Here is a 14,319-nt window from a genome sequence, read left to right as displayed (position 1 = left end):
ATCGCAGGCCTGCCCAGGTTCGGCGGGGTGGCGGCCCACTGGGGTGACGGGGCTTGGGGCTAATGGTTGGGGCGGCCGGGGGTGGGGGTGTCGACGGTTCGGAAGTCGCCGGTCACGTCGGGCACCCGGGCGTAGCTCTGGTCGCCGGGGGACTGGCCGTCGTCCCAGTCGACCCAATCGACCGGGGTGCCGTCGGCCAGCCAGATGCCCAGTTGCTCGTCGCTGCCCAGGGCAAAGCCGGGCCAGCCGTCCTTGTCCATGCTGAATTGGCGATACGCCCCCGGCTCGATCGTGGTACCCGCCGGGAAGGCCACCCGCTTGCCGACGTCGGTGAGAGAGTCGGCCACCACGTAGTCGTCCAGGAGGATCGGCTCGGGGCCTGCGTTGTGCAGCTCGAACCAGTCCAGCGGGTCACCCTTGGCGGCCACCTCGTTGATGACCAGGTCGGGCTGGGCTGACGACGAGCCTTGGCCGGCACCTGGCTCTTGGCCAGCGGCGGGATCGTCACCATCGCCGGGTGGCCCCTCGGAGCCGAACACGCCGGAGAAGGTGCCGGCAATGGCCGCGCCCGACGTGGTGCCCGCCGCTGACAACTCCAGCGTGCCTTCGGTGAACGGGGAAAACGCATCGGGAGACGGCGACCCCGGTGGTATCGACCACGCACCCCCGGCGAAGGCGTCACGGCCGATGACCAGGGTGGCGCCCGCAACCAGGCGATCCTCGTCCAGGACCAGAGTCATGCCGGACACCGTGCCATCCTCGTCCACCGTCAGCACAGCGATCGACGCCAACCGTTCCCTGCCCGGCAACAGGGCCTGCTCCTCGGCGCCGGCGGGGCCGGCCACCACCCCGATGCCGGCAACCGCCTGCTCTTCTCCGTTCAGCACGGCACGGAGCACTGCCCCCTCTTCCAGGGGGTTGGGGTTGCCGTTGGATCCCCAGGTCGTCTCAAAAGCGACATCCACGGTTCCCGAACCGAGCGACGGCGTCACGTCCACCACCGACCCCGGCCATTCGGGGGGCTCCGGGGTGAGATCGGCCAGGATGTCCCCCCGACGCTGGTAGATGAACTTCCGCACCCGCTCGGTGTCCTCGGCGGCATCGGCTCGGGCATCCTCCAGGGAGTGCTCCTGCACGACGGCGGCCATGTCGTCGACCACCGTCAGCAGTTCCTCCTCGTCCCAAACCGTGTCCAGCAGTTCCCGGAGGCGGGCCACGTACTTGTCCCGCCAATCCGGGTGGTTGTAGAGGCGGTTGGGGATGGCGGTGAGGGCCAGCACCGACGGCGGCGGATTGTCGATGCCGTCGAAGGGGTTGGGGTCGTCCTCCAGGTGGAAGGTGCCGTCGGTGCCCCAGGGAATGAACACGAAGGGACCGTCGGGCTCCCGATAGAAGTGGTGGTTGTTGCGGTTGCCGGCGTACCCGTCCCAGTGGCCCACCAACACCTCGGTGGCCCAGAAGGACAGGAATCGGTCCAGGTCCACAATCTCGCCCAGGGCTTCCAGGCCGCGGTCCGACTCATCGGCCAAAGCGGCCACCACCGCATCGATGTCGCCCCAGTCGGGGTCGCCCTCGTTGGTCTTCCTCTCGATGGTGCCCCGATACGTGGGGGTGAAGTCGCTGACCGTCCCCTCGTACAGGTTGCCCTCGGCGCTGTCGAAGAACCGCAACAGGAACGGTGCCTTGATCTCCTCCACGTGGACGAACAGGCCCAGGTTCTTCCCGTTCACCGACACGGTGGCGAAGTTGCAGCGCGGCGCCGGGTTCCCGGCCGCCGCGAACACCCGGTACGACAGGCAGGTGTTGATCATGGAGGGGTCCTGGACGCTGTTGTTCAGCGTCATCCGTTGCATGACCCCGCCGAGCGACTGGTCGTCCACGTACTTGTCGAAGCGGAGCTTGAGGGCGGGCTTGGTGTCGCTCTGGGAGCCGACGAACCCCTTCTTGCGCACACCGACGTCGGTGTGGGTCTCCCCGTCCACCGTCACCGTGGCGTGAAACCAGGTGTAGATGTCGGCAAAGGGTCGGGAGAGGTTGTACTCCTGGATTTCCGCGAACACGTCCTCCAGCGTCCGGGTCTGGTGGCGCAGGGTGTCCCAGTCCTCGGGGGCGATCTCGATGCTGATGTCCAGCACCCGGTCCAAAGCAAAGTACCCCGCCCGGGGGTCCTCTTCCTGGCGTCCCCCGGCATCCTCAGCCGCGCCGGCCGCCTCCTCATCCTCGGAATCCGAAGCGGCGCCGGCCGCCTGCCCGTCGCGGGAATCCCCAGCGGCCTCGGCGGTATCGGGGACTGCCCCCGACGGGGTGCCCGTCGCCACCGGCGTACCACTGTCTCCCGACCCGTCGCCTCCACCCCCGCATCCGGCGAGCACCACCACCCCCGCCACCAGCACCACAACCACCCGTCTGAGCATGCCCTGAACCTACGATCACCCCACCCCCCAAACAAACCACCCTTGCCTCCTGAGTGACCCTGCGCGGGTCGCTCTTGTCCAAGGAGTCCCGGCCAGGGGAGCTAGGGGGTGGGGATGTTGAAGAGGCGGGAGGGGTTGTGGGTGAGGAGCCGGTGCTTGCGGTGGTCGGAGAGGTCGTCTCGCTCCACCAGCAGCTTCACGGAATGGGGAAAGTCGCAGTCCCAGTGGCAGTAGTCCGATGAGTAGCACAACACCTCGTCACCCACTTGGTCCATGACATAGGGCAGGGCCGACTCGGTGGACTCCACGCCGACGAAGCCACGGCCCGACAAGAAGTACTCCGAGGGCTTGGCGTCGAGCAGCGGGGCCTGGTCGGGCATCAGCTCGTACTCCTCGTCGAGGCGGTCCAGCCAGAACGGCAACCAGCCGCAGCCCGCCTCCATCACTCCCACCCGCAGGTTGGGGAACTTGGCCAGGATGCCGCCCACCGTGAAGTTCATGATGGCCAGCATGGCCCCGAAGGGGTGGGTGAAGGCGTGCTTCTCCAGCCGGGTGTCGTAGCGGTCGATGGCGATGGGCACCTGGTCGGGGGCTTGGCCGCCACCGTGGATGCACACCGCCACCCGGTGTTGGTCGGCCACGGCCCACACGTCGTCGAACACCGGGTCGCTCAGGTTGCGATCCAGAATGTGCTGGGCCGTCACCATGCCCACGAACACGTCGGGATGTCGGGTGAGGCACCGCTCCAGTTCGGCGGCCGCCCGCACGGGGTCGATCATGGGCAGCTTGGCCACCAGTTTCAGCCGCGACGGGTCGTGGGCGGCGTACTCGGCCCGGGCATCGTTGAGGGTCTCGCACAGGGCGGCGGCGAAACCGGGGTCGCCCAGGGCCCACTCCTCCCCGGAACCGGGCGGGAACATGACGGTCACGTCGATGCCCTCGAGGTCCATGTCGGTGATGCGGGGACCGGGGACGGCCATGCCGTCGCGCTGCAACGGCGTCTCGAAGTCGAGTTCGCCCGGGGCGTACTCGCCGTAGCGTTGATCGTCCTCGGTGTGTATCGGCGAACCCGCTCCCGGCAAATCGCCGTAGATCTCCTTCATGCGGGCCACGTAGTCCCGCATCTGCGGATACCACTCGGGGTCGATCCGGTGCCGCCAGTGCGGCGGCTCGCCCCCATGCCCGTCGGCGTCAATCACGAAATAGCCGTACTTGCCCATCCCACCATCGTCGCGCCACCACGCCCCGCCCGCCAGCACGCGGTGGGGAGACCGGCCAAACGCCGCCAGGCAGCCACCTAGGAAAGGCCCAGCACCACCGCCAGGGCGGAGTCCACCCCCCACTGCTCTTCCGGGGTCAACGCGCCCACCAAGTCTCCCAGCCGATTGGCGTCCACCGCGCCTACCTGTTCCACCAACACCTTGGTGGCGGTGCCGCCCACCTGTATTTCCGGTCGAAACGACGCCGAGCGAGCCCCGATCGACGTGGGCGCAACCAGCACCACCGACCGGGGCAACATGGCGTCCGACTGCACGACGACCCCGTATCGCGCCCCTTGCTGTTCGTGGCCAACCCCCTTGGGAAGTCGAAGGCGGAAGACGTCACCTCGTCGCACGTCGGTTCTCCCTCAGCGCAGGCGCTCCATCAACTCCGCGACAGCCAGCATCTCCGCCTTGTCCATTTCATCGGCTTCCAGGGCCCGTACCTCCGCAGCCAGCGAATCCATGGCGTACCGACGGTCGGCTGCTTCGATCACCGCCCGACGAATGGCCTCCGATTGGCTCAAGCCGGTGGACATGAGTCGATGCAGCGCACCCTCGGCTTCATCGTCGAGCCGAACCGACACAGGATGAGTCACCGGACCAGGGTATCACAATTCAGGATACATACGGGCAGAGACGTGTTCCTGTGCTGCGGGGTGGGGAACTTTGCTCGGTAGCATCGGCCTTATGAGAGCAGTGGTGATCTTTGAGAGCCGTACGGGAAACACCCAGCGGGCGGCGGAGATGATCGGCGGGGAGATGCACCGGGCCGGAGTCGACGCCGTGGTGCGCCCGGTGCAGGGTCTCAACCTCAAGGAAATCGCCGAGGCCGACCTGTTGGCGGTGGGCACCTGGGTGGACGGCCTGGTGCTGTTCGGCCACCGCCCCGGCGGAACCGCCCGACTGATGAGGCTGCCGTCGCTGCACCACAAGCCCGTGGCCGCCTTCGCCACCTACAAGTGGCATCCGGGCAACTGCATCGATCAGATCGCCGACCTTCTGGCCTACAAGGGCGCCGATGTCGTCCACCGGCGGGCGTTCAACAAGCAGCAGCTCGAAGCCGAGGTGCCCGCCTTCACCGCCGCCGCCCTCGATGCCGTGGGCGTGACGGTATGAGCCCCTCCGATACCTTGGCCGCAGCATCCGCGGCCGGCACCACCCCAGGGGCCACCACGGTGCCCCGGATCGTGAGCGTGGACGACCACGTGGTGGAGCCCCCCGACTTGTGGAGCAGCCGCCTGCCCTCCCGCTACCGCGACATCGGCCCCCGCATCGAGTACCACCCCCAAGGGGAGGTAACGCTCGACGGCGGCACCTACCGGGAGCGGCCCGGCACCGAGGGCCGCAACGTGGCGTGGTGGATGTACGAGGACCACACCTACTCGGTGAAGCGCCTCATCGCCGCCGCCGGCTACCGCCCCGAGGAGATCACCACCGACGGCATCACCTACGACGAGATGCGCCCGGGCTGCTGGCAACCCCAGGCCCGCATCGCCGACATGGAGATGAACCACACCGACGCCTCGCTGTGCTTCCCCAACTATCCCCGGTTCTGCGGCCAGCTCTTCGCCGAGCGCAACGACAAGGAACTCTCCCTGCTGTGCGTGCAGGCCTACAACGACTGGATGGTGGACGAGTGGTGCGGCGACAGCGGCGGGCGCCTGATCCCGCTCTGCCTGGTGCCGTTGTGGGACGCCGAGATGGCCGCCGCCGAGGTGCGCCGCAACGCCGAGCGAGGGGTGCGGGCGGTGGCCTTCAGCGAGCTGCCCACCTGGCTGGGCCTGCCCAGTATCCACTCCGGCCACTGGGATCCGTTCTTCGCCGCCTGCGCCGAGACCGGCACCGTGGTGTGCATGCACATCGGCTCGGGCACCCGCACGGTGTCGCCCGCCCCCGATGCCCCCGACGCGGTGACGGCCTCGCTGATCTTCTGCAACAGCGCCGCCTCCCTGATCGACTTCCTGTTCTCCGGGGTGCTCCACCGTTGGCCCGACCTGAAGCTCATGTACGCCGAGGCCCAGATCGGCTGGATCCCCTACGCCCTGGAACGCGCCGACGACGTGTGGGAAACCCACCAGGGTTGGAGCGAGGCCCGGCGCAACACCCCCGAGCCCCCCTCGCACTACTACTACCGACAGGTGTACGGCTGCTTCTTCAAGGACAGCGTGGGCATCGACCTGCTCGACCGGGTGGGGGTGGACAACATCACCTTCGAGACCGACTACCCCCACGCCGACGGCACCTGGCCCGACACCGAAGCGGTGGCCACCCGCCTGTTCGGCCACCTCGACCCCGAGGCGGTCTACAAGATCGCCCGAGGCAACGCCATCAAACTCCTGGGCTTGGACTTCGACCAGTAGTGCCACCCGAGATTGCCGTTGACGGCATCGACGGCAACCAAAGGGAGTTCTGCTTCGTACGCCAGGGGATGCTGGGCACCGTGGTGGACCTGCGGATCCGGGCGTCCCAAGAGGCGGAGGCCGCGGCCGCCGACCGATTCGTGGCCGGCCAGATCACCCGCCTGGAGGCGGTGTTCAGTGCCTTCGACCCCAAAAGCGAGCTGTGCCGCTGGCGCAGGGGGGAGTGCCGGCAGCCCAGCGGCGAGTTCTGCCGGCTCATGGGCCATGCCCTGGCGTGGCATCGGCGCACGGGGGGCGCCTTCAACCCTCTCACCGGCGAGTTGACCGCCATGTGGCACGAGGCCGAGCGGTCGGGCAGACCGCCGGATTCCCGTGATCTCGAACGGGTGGCCACCGCCATCGCCGCGCCCCGCTTCGAGATGGTCGACGGCGTGCCGGTGCCGACGGGGGACTGCGCCCGGTTGAATGTGAACGCGATCGCCAAGGGCTTCATCGTGGACCAAGTGGTCTCCGCGGCCGGGATGGAGTTCGACGTCGAGGGCATGTGCCTGAACGCGGGCGGCGACGTCTTGCACCAGGGCGGCCGGGGCCAGGCGGTGGGCATCGAGAACCCGCTCCGCCCCTACGACAACGTGCCGCCACTCACCGTGATCCACCTCCAGAACGAAGCGGTGGCCACCAGTGGCCCGTCTCGGCGGGGCTTCGAGATCGCCGGCCAACGCTTCAGCCACGTCATCGACCCACGAACCGGCCTTCCCGCGTCCGGCCCCGCCGGCGTCTCTGTGGTGGCCGACACCGCCATGACTGCCGACGTTGCCGCCACCGTCGCCTGCGTTCTCGGGACCGAGGAGGCCCTCGATTGGCTGGCGGCAACGGACGAGTTGGCCGGGCTGGTCATCGACGGTGACGCCAACGCGGTGGCCGACCCCACCTGGGAACGACGATTCGGGCCGGTCAACTCAACGTGACCATGATGAGAATGCCGGTGATCAGGCAGCCGACGGCCGCGGTGGCGAAGGCGGCAAAGCGGCGCCTGCGCAAGAAGAACTGCATCATCAGACCGGTGATCGAGATGGCCACGAGGAAGCCCGCCGAGATGTCGATCACCCACTTCCACAGGGAACCGGAGTCTCGACCCTTGTGGAGGTCGTTCATGACCGCCACAAACCCCTGTTGGGTGATTGTGAGTTCATAGGTGTTGTTGCCGGGATCAAAGAACAGGTCGGCGGAATAGCCCGGATTCTTGAAGGCGATGGAGCCTTGACCGTCGACCACGTCGTAGCTGTCCACGCTGCCGACCACGCCGTGATCGTTCCTCACGTATTCGGCGATGGCCAGAAACTGCACGACGCGATCCTCGGAAGTGGCCGGGAAGGGAAACTCGCCGCCATGGGTGGTCACGGAGACATCGTCGCCGAACGTCCACTCAGGATGGTTCAGGGTGATGCCGGTGATCCCGAAGAACAGCACCAACAGGAGAGCGATCATGCTGGTGTAGACGTGGAGCCGACGAGCCCACACGTCGGTCAGTCGCCTGACCCGACCGGCGGGTGGTCGCCCGTTGCGCCTCTGGAGTGTCCCGGGATGAGGCGGACCTTGAGGCGTCTTGACCGATGCGGGGATCGGCCGCTGGGCCGTGATGGTCATGGCGTTTGCCCTCGGCGCCGGCCACCCATCAGACGATGAGTTCGACCGAGGCATCGGTGATCTCCACGTTGTCGCTCAACCTCGCGGTGAAGGGAGTGGGACCGAGGGTGATGGGGGTGCTGGTGATGCTGTACGGGCCGTGCTCCCGGGCGGCTTCGATGTAGACGACGTAATCGCCCTGCGCGACCGGATTGCCCGACAAGTCGGTGCCGTTCCACACCACCGAGTAGGTCCCCGGTGGCCGAGTGGCGCCCGACATGGTGGTGTCGGTGGCTTGGTCGCTGGCCTGGTACCAACGGCGCAGGTCGTTTAGCCACCGAGTGCCCTTGGCCTCCTGCAAGAACCAAAGCCCTATGGTGTCGACCAGATTTCCGGCGGTGTCCTCGACCCACACCGCCACATAGGGGTTGAGGATCCGACCCCGACTGGTAGCGCCCGCCACGTAGGTGAAGGCGACGGCCAACTCGGCGCCGGCCGGAACCGGGGCCTCCCCCTGCTCACTCGGGACCGGTTCCGGTTCGACTGCCTCCCCCTGGTCGGTGGCGACATCCCCGGAATCGGATACCCCGGAGTCGGCCGCCTCGGACCCGGCCGGGGAAGTCGCTCCCGCCGACTCGCCAGGGGGACTGGTGGCGGTCGGAGCGGCGGTGGCCACATCCGGGGCGGTGGGCGGAACAGCCGTGGGAGCAACAGTGGCGGGCGCAACGGTGGCGGTGGCCCCGGCGAAGACCTCGGAGTCGCTTCGCCGGCAGGCCAGTCCGGGCAGGACGATGAACGCCCCGGCCGCTGCGCTTCGACGCAGAAAGGCTCGGCGCGACACTCGCACCAGTCGGGGTTCGGCGATTTTGGGTTCCTCGGAATCCGGTGGCATCGACATGGCGGAGTGTCTATGACCCCAAACTGAGAGTCAGCCGAGAACGGGCATCGAGTTTCCCGGCAACCCGCCAGAATCTCCCTGAGATTCTCAAGGCAGTATCGGCCAATCCACAGGTTCTTGCCAGGATGAGGTGAAACCATGAAGCCCGTGACCGGCCCTCACCTCCTGGTCGTCGACGACGAGGCCAACCTCCGTTCGATGCTGGGAGCCGCGCTGAGCTTCCACGGCTTCAATGTCATCGAAGCCGAGAACGGACGGGAGGCGCTCACCGCCGCCCGCAACAAGCATCCCGACCTGATCATCTTGGACGTCATGATGCCCGACCTCGACGGCTTCGAGGTCTGCCGACGGCTCCGTGCCGACGGCAACCAAACGCCGGTCCTGTTCCTCACCGCCAAGGACGACACGGCCGACAAGGTGCGAGGCCTGACCCTCGGGGGCGACGACTACCTGCAAAAGCCCTTCAGCCTGGAGGAACTCGTCGCCCGGGTCGAAGCGGTCCTTCGCCGCACGGGCGGTGCAGGGGCCTCCGGCGTGCTCAAGCTGGCCGACTTGTGCCTGGACGACGACACCTACCGCGTCACCCGGGCCGGTGTCGAGGTGTCGCTGTCCCCCACGGAATACAGCCTGTTGCGCTACCTGTTGATCAACCAGGGCCGAGTGCTGTCGAAGGCCCAGATACTCGACCACGTTTGGCAATACGACTTCGGCGGAAGCGGCGGAGTGGTCGAGACCTACATCGGCTACCTGCGCAAGAAGATCGACACGTCGGAACCCAAGCTCATCCACACCATTCGTGGTGTGGGCTACACCCTTCGGCTCAAATGAAGCCGCTCCGGCCAGATCGAGCGCAGGATTGGCGACCATGAGGGTGTCCCTGTCGCTGCGAACGCGATTGATCGCCGGGATTGCCCTGGTAGCGGTCATCTTGGCCCTGGCGGGGTGGGCCATCGTGGCCACCACCCGAAGTCACCTCGTCGGCCAAGTGGACGGACATCTTTCGGACGCCGCCGATCCCGATCGCGACGGGCGACTGGGCGACCACATCCACGACGACCGGGGCGAGAGCCCCTCGAGAAGCAGGGGTGGTGGATCGCACGACCACGAACCGACCCCGCGGGAGGAGCCGGGACGACTCAGCAACATGTTCGAGGGTGCGGTCCGTCGTGATCACGGCCTCGAGGTGGTCTATGAATCGAACTTCCCGGAGCAGGCGTGGAGCCCACCCGATCTCGACTGGAACACCGCGGTCAATAGTGGGTCCGAGCCGTTCTCGGTCTCGGGCGTGGACGACGACGTTCGCTACCGGGTTCTGGCCGTCAGGCTGGACGACACCGTCTTCGTTCGAGCCCTTCCCCTGGTCGACGTCGAAGAGACCGTGGATCGCTTGATTCTGTATGTGACCCTCGGAGCCGTCGCGGTGTTCGTGGTGCTCGCCGCCGTGGCCTGGTGGGTGATCCGACTGGGCATCCAACCCATCAAGGCCATGACCCAGGCGGCCACCCAGATCGCCGAGGGTGACCTCTCGGTTCGCGTGCCCGAGTCCGGGGCGGTGGGCACGGAGGCAGGCGCTTTGAGCCGTGGACTCAACACCATGTTGAGCCGGATCAAGGAAGCGGTGGACGCCCAGGCCCAGTCCGAACAGCAGCTCCGCCGATTCGTCGCCGACGCCTCGCATGAACTGCGGACCCCGGTTACCACCATCCGCGGCTACGCCGAGCTCTACCGCCACGGGGGACTGTCCGACCAAGCTGCCCTGGACGACGCCATGCGCCGCACCGAGCAAGAGGCGCAGCGCCTCGACCGCCTGGTGGAGGACATGTTGACCTTGACCAAGTACGACCAGCAGCGCCCGATGGACCACCGCGAGATCAACCTCGCCACGTTGGTGGCCGACACCGGCGCCGATGCCCGGGTCACCGCTCCCGATCACGACATCATCGTGACCACCGCAACCGAACTCACCGTGGTCGGCGACGAGGACCGACTGCGGCAGCTTCTGGCCAACGTGGTGGGAAACGCCTCCGTCCACACCCCTCCCGGTACCGCCATCACCATCGACGCCCGCCGGGCCGACGACGACGTGGTTGTCGAAATCGGAGACGACGGGCCGGGCATCGAGCCGGAGCATCTGGATCGGGTCACGGAGCGGTTCTATCGCGCCGATCCGTCTCGGTCTCGGGAACAGGGGAGCTTCGGACTCGGCCTGGCGATCGCCGACGCCGTGGCGCAAGCCCACGGGGGATTTCTCCGCGTGACCAGCGAGCCTGGTCGGGGAACCACGGTCACCATCACCCTTCCCACCCACGCTGCTCAGGCTTCGACCCCGGAGGGAGAACCGGACAAGGAGGAACCATGACGGAACCCAAGAGCCACGACGACTTCGGGGGACTCACCCGGGATCTGCCCCACCTCATCGACCGGAGGCGAGCCCTCCTGTTGATCGGTGGTGCCGGGCTGGCCGGCGTGGCGGCCGCCTGCGGCTCAAGCAGCCGGCCGGCCGCTTCGCCCACTGCCGGGCCACCAGCGGCATCGCCCTTTGCCTCCCCGACGGCGACTGGCACCGCCGGGTCACCCTCCGCAACCCCCACGTTCGTAACCCCCACAACCACCCCAACCGCACTTGCGGCATCGCCCACCGCCACGGCCATGGCTTCGCCCACCGCCACGGCATCCACGGCACCCACCGCCGAAGCCACCCCGGCTGCTACCCCCACCACCCCGGAGGCCACAACGGCACCCACCGCCGAACCAACCGCCACCGTCGCCAGTCCGGGGGCGGAGATACCGAGCGAAACGGCCGGCCCCTTCCCGGCGAACGGCTCCAACGGTCCGAACGTCCTGGCCACCGAAGGAGTCGTCAGGACCGACCTAACCAGAAGCATCGGAACCCTCAGCGGCACCGCCCAGGGCATCCCCACTGCCGTTCACCTCACCGTGGTGGATGCCGCCGGCGGGAATCCCCTGCCCGGCGCATCGGTCTACCTCTGGCATTGCACCGCCGACGGTCGCTACTCGATCTACGAGATTTCCGACCAGAACTTCCTGCGGGGTGTTCAGGCCGCCGACGCGGCCGGTCGAGTCGTCTTCAAAACGGTGTTCCCCGGTTGCTACCGGGGCCGCTGGCCTCATTGCCACTTCGAGGTGCATGACAACCTCGACAACGCGATCGCCGGACGCCGTCCGATGAAGACCAGCCAGCTCGCCATTCCCCGAGCAAACTGCGAAACCGTCTATGCGGACAGCAGGTACGGGAGCAGCGCCGGCAACCTGGCCCGGTTGACCCTGGCCTCCGACAACGTCTTTCGCGACGGCTGGCAGGACCAACTTGCCACCGTCTCAGGGTCGAACGCCGACGGCTACGCGATATCGCTGTTGGTACGGGTGTGAGCTGGGGACAGAAATAGGCCTGGTCGATGCCGTACGGCTGCTTCGCCCACCCCGGAACAATGCGTTGGGCGGAGGTGCCGGTCCCTAGGAGGCCTCGGCCAGAGCCCGCCAGATGCGCTCGGGGGTGGTGGGCATGTCCACGTGGCTCACGCCCAGATGCGACAGGGCATCGACCACCGCGTTGTGGATGGCCGGGGTGGAGCCGATGGTGCCCGACTCACCGATGCCCTTGGCGCCCAGCGGGTTCAGCGGGCTGGCCGTCTCCACGTTGCTCACCTCGAAGCTGGGCAACTCGGCCGCACTGGGAATGAGGTAATCGGCGAGGTTGGCCGTGCGGGGGTTGGCGTCCTCGTCGTACTGCACCCACTCGAACAACGCCTGGGCCGCACCCTGGGCCACGCCCCCGTGCTGTTGGCCGGCCACCAACAGCGGGTTGAGCACGGTGCCGCAGTCGTCCACCGCCACGTGGCGCAGAAGCTCCACTCCGCCGGTCTCGGCGTCCACTTCCACCACGGCCACGTGGGCCCCGAACGGGAAGCTGGCCCCGCCCTGGTCGAAGTCCAACTCGTGGGTGATGACCCCGCCGTCGGCGGCCGAGGCCAACTCGGCCCACGACGCGCTCTGGGCAGGCACCCCGGCCACGTGCAGGCCGCCGTCGCCCACCACGATGTCGTCCACGCTGGCCTCCAATTGCTTGGCGGCCAGCTCCTTGGCCTGGGCCAGCACCTCCTCGCTGGCCTGATACACCGCGCTGCCCGCGATCTGCAGCGACCGTGAGCCCATGGTGCCGGTGCCCCGGGGGATCTCGGCGGTATCGGACTGGATGAGCCGCACCCGTTCGAGGGGCACGCCCAACAGCTCCTGCACGATCATGGCGAACGAGGTCTCGTGGCCCTGGCCGTGGGCGCTGGTCCCCACCCGCACCTCGGCGGAGCCGTCGCTCAACACGTCCACCCGGCCGTACTCGGTGTGCAGGCCCAAGGGAGCGGTGATCTCCACGTAGGCCGACACGCCGACGCCCAAGAGCTTGGTGTCGCCCGACTTCTGACGGGCGGCCTGTTCGGCCCGCAGGTCCTCGTAACCCGAGGCGGCCAGGGCCGCGTCCAGCGCCTTGGCGTAATCGCCCGAGTCGTAGTTCGCCCCGGTGATGGTGGCGTAGGGGAACTCGTCGGGACCGATGAAGTTGCGTCGGCGGAGTTCGGCCGGGTCGATGCCCAAGTCGTCGGCGCCCACGTCCAGCACCCGTTCCAGGATCTGGGTGGCCTCGGGACGGCCCGCGCCCCGATAGGCGGCCACCTGGGTGGTGTTGGTGACCACCGAGTCGGCGGTGAACCTGATCTTGGGGATCCTGTACACCCCCTGCGACATGGTCTGAGTGAGCACGGTCAAGAAGCTCCCGATGGCCGGGTAGGCCCCGGAGTCGGCCACCACGTGGACGTTCAACCCGGTGATGTGACCGTCGCCGTCGAAGCCCATGCGAGCGGTGAGGATGTGGCCCCGGCCGTGCACCAACGACACCATGTCCTCCGAGCGCGACTCGGTCCACTTCACCGGACGATCCAGCTCCAGGGCCGCCTTGCCCGCCACCAGGTACTCGGGATAGATGCCTGTCTTGGCCCCGAAGCCGCCCCCCACCGCGGGGGCCACGATGCGCACGTTGTCGGCGTCGACGCCCAACAGACCGGCGAACCCGTCCTTGAGGCCGAGTGGCGCCTGGCTGGGCAGGGTCACGGTGAACCCGCCGTCGGGGGTGCCGGGCTCCACCAGCACGCCGTTGGGCTCCATGGGCACCGCGGCCAACCGCTGGCTGTCCATGGTGACCTCGGCCACGTGCGCGGCCTCGGCGAGCCCGTCGTCCTCGCCCAACTCGGTGTGGAAGGCCAGGTTGCCCCCCTCGTTCTGCGGCCAGATCACCTCGGCGCCGTCGTCCAGGGCCTTGGTCGGGTCGGCATTGGCGGGCAACGGGTCGTAGTCCACGAACACGGCCTCCGCGGCGTCGGTACCCTGCTCGCGGGTCTCGGTCACCACCGCGGCCACGATGTCGCCCACGAACAGCACTCGTTCGGCGGCGATCTGTGGGCGCTCGAACACCGGCAGCATGGGGAACCCGGCCACCGCCGGCAGCCCGACGTTCTCCCCGGTGTAGACGGCCAGCACGCCGTCCATGGCTTCGGCCTCGCTCACGTCCACCGACTGGATCACGGCGTGGGCCATCGGCGAGCGCACGAACGTCACGTAGGCGGTGTTGTCGGGGGCGATGTCGTCGTAGTAGCGCTCCGCGCCGGTCAACAACCCCGGATCTTCGCGGCGGACAACAGCGTTTCCCAAAATCGAACCAGAACTCGACACAATGCTCCCCTTGGTCGTCG

Annotated in this window: 13 protein-coding genes; 6 read left to right on the top strand and 7 right to left on the bottom strand. The window is 67.9% G+C overall.

Features of this window, described 5'->3' with window-relative positions; all coding sequences use genetic code 11:
- Positions 1–59: 59 nt before the first annotated feature.
- The 4 genes from ACOQPQ_RS13985 to ACOQPQ_RS13970 form a co-directional block, all read right to left on the bottom strand.
- Positions 60–2,414, bottom strand: coding sequence for a CotH kinase family protein (locus ACOQPQ_RS13985; protein WP_420640024.1), 2,355 nt, complete (start codon positions 2,412–2,414; stop codon positions 60–62).
- Between the two features lie 101 nt (positions 2,415–2,515).
- A complete protein-coding gene (locus tag ACOQPQ_RS13980) occupies positions 2,516–3,634 on the bottom strand; it encodes an amidohydrolase family protein (protein ID WP_420640023.1) in 1,119 nt (372 codons plus the stop codon).
- Between the two features lie 77 nt (positions 3,635–3,711).
- Positions 3,712–4,029 (bottom strand): type II toxin-antitoxin system PemK/MazF family toxin, encoded by a 318-nt coding sequence (locus ACOQPQ_RS13975; protein WP_420640022.1) that lies wholly within the window; start codon positions 4,027–4,029, stop codon positions 3,712–3,714.
- Positions 4,030–4,041: 12 nt separating this feature from the next.
- A complete protein-coding gene (locus ACOQPQ_RS13970; RefSeq protein WP_420640021.1) occupies positions 4,042–4,272 on the bottom strand; it encodes a hypothetical protein in 231 nt (76 codons plus the stop codon).
- 91 nt (positions 4,273–4,363) lie between these two features.
- Between ACOQPQ_RS13970 and ACOQPQ_RS13965 the strand changes: the two genes are divergently transcribed.
- From ACOQPQ_RS13965 to ACOQPQ_RS13955, 3 genes are read left to right on the top strand one after another with little or no spacing between them, the layout of a single operon-like run.
- Positions 4,364–4,792: a flavodoxin family protein gene (locus tag ACOQPQ_RS13965; protein ID WP_420640020.1), complete on the top strand. Its 429-nt coding sequence runs from the start codon at positions 4,364–4,366 to the stop codon at positions 4,790–4,792.
- Positions 4,789–6,036: an amidohydrolase family protein gene (locus ACOQPQ_RS13960; RefSeq protein ID WP_420640019.1), complete on the top strand. Its 1,248-nt coding sequence runs from the start codon at positions 4,789–4,791 to the stop codon at positions 6,034–6,036. The genes ACOQPQ_RS13965 and ACOQPQ_RS13960 overlap by 4 nt, the downstream gene beginning before the upstream one ends.
- The gene (locus ACOQPQ_RS13955) at positions 6,036–7,004 is read left to right on the top strand and encodes an FAD:protein FMN transferase (RefSeq protein WP_420640018.1); all 969 of its coding nucleotides are present in this window, start codon (positions 6,036–6,038) and stop codon (positions 7,002–7,004) included. Before ACOQPQ_RS13960 ends, ACOQPQ_RS13955 begins: the two co-directional genes overlap by 1 nt.
- Here ACOQPQ_RS13955 and ACOQPQ_RS13950 read toward each other — a convergent pair.
- Both ACOQPQ_RS13950 and ACOQPQ_RS13945 read right to left on the bottom strand, forming a co-directional pair.
- On the bottom strand, positions 6,991–7,683 hold the full coding sequence (locus ACOQPQ_RS13950) for a PepSY-associated TM helix domain-containing protein (protein WP_420640017.1): 693 nt from the start codon (positions 7,681–7,683) through the stop codon (positions 6,991–6,993). The genes ACOQPQ_RS13955 and ACOQPQ_RS13950 overlap by 14 nt on opposite strands.
- 28 nt (positions 7,684–7,711) lie before the next feature.
- Entirely contained in the window at positions 7,712–8,560 is an 849-nt protein-coding gene (locus ACOQPQ_RS13945; RefSeq protein WP_420640016.1) for a DUF2271 domain-containing protein, read from the bottom strand.
- A 138-nt stretch (positions 8,561–8,698) separates the two neighbouring features.
- On the opposite strand from ACOQPQ_RS13945, the gene ACOQPQ_RS13940 reads away from it, so the two are divergent.
- The 3 genes from ACOQPQ_RS13940 to ACOQPQ_RS13930 are packed head-to-tail and all read left to right on the top strand — an operon-like array spanning position 8,699 to position 11,950.
- On the top strand, positions 8,699–9,388 hold the full coding sequence (locus ACOQPQ_RS13940; RefSeq protein ID WP_420640015.1) for a response regulator transcription factor: 690 nt from the start codon (positions 8,699–8,701) through the stop codon (positions 9,386–9,388).
- Between the two features lie 37 nt (positions 9,389–9,425).
- Positions 9,426–10,919, top strand: a complete 1,494-nt coding sequence (locus tag ACOQPQ_RS13935) for a sensor histidine kinase (protein WP_420640014.1) — start codon at positions 9,426–9,428, stop codon at positions 10,917–10,919.
- Positions 10,916–11,950: a hypothetical protein gene (locus ACOQPQ_RS13930; protein WP_420640013.1), complete on the top strand. Its 1,035-nt coding sequence runs from the start codon at positions 10,916–10,918 to the stop codon at positions 11,948–11,950. The genes ACOQPQ_RS13935 and ACOQPQ_RS13930 overlap by 4 nt, the downstream gene beginning before the upstream one ends.
- A gap of 84 nt (positions 11,951–12,034) precedes the next feature.
- On the opposite strand, the gene ACOQPQ_RS13925 is transcribed toward ACOQPQ_RS13930, so the two are convergent.
- Complete coding sequence (locus tag ACOQPQ_RS13925; protein WP_420640012.1) at positions 12,035–14,242, bottom strand: xanthine dehydrogenase family protein molybdopterin-binding subunit; 2,208 nt, start codon at positions 14,240–14,242, stop codon at positions 12,035–12,037.
- Positions 14,243–14,319 lie beyond the last annotated feature (77 nt).

The sequence above is a fragment of the Candidatus Poriferisocius sp. genome (genome assembly GCF_965219775.1).
GTDB lineage: Bacteria > Actinomycetota > Acidimicrobiia > Acidimicrobiales > Bin134 > Poriferisocius.
Note: the sequence above shows the minus strand (reverse complement) of the source record. Positions and strands in the feature narration are given on the sequence as shown.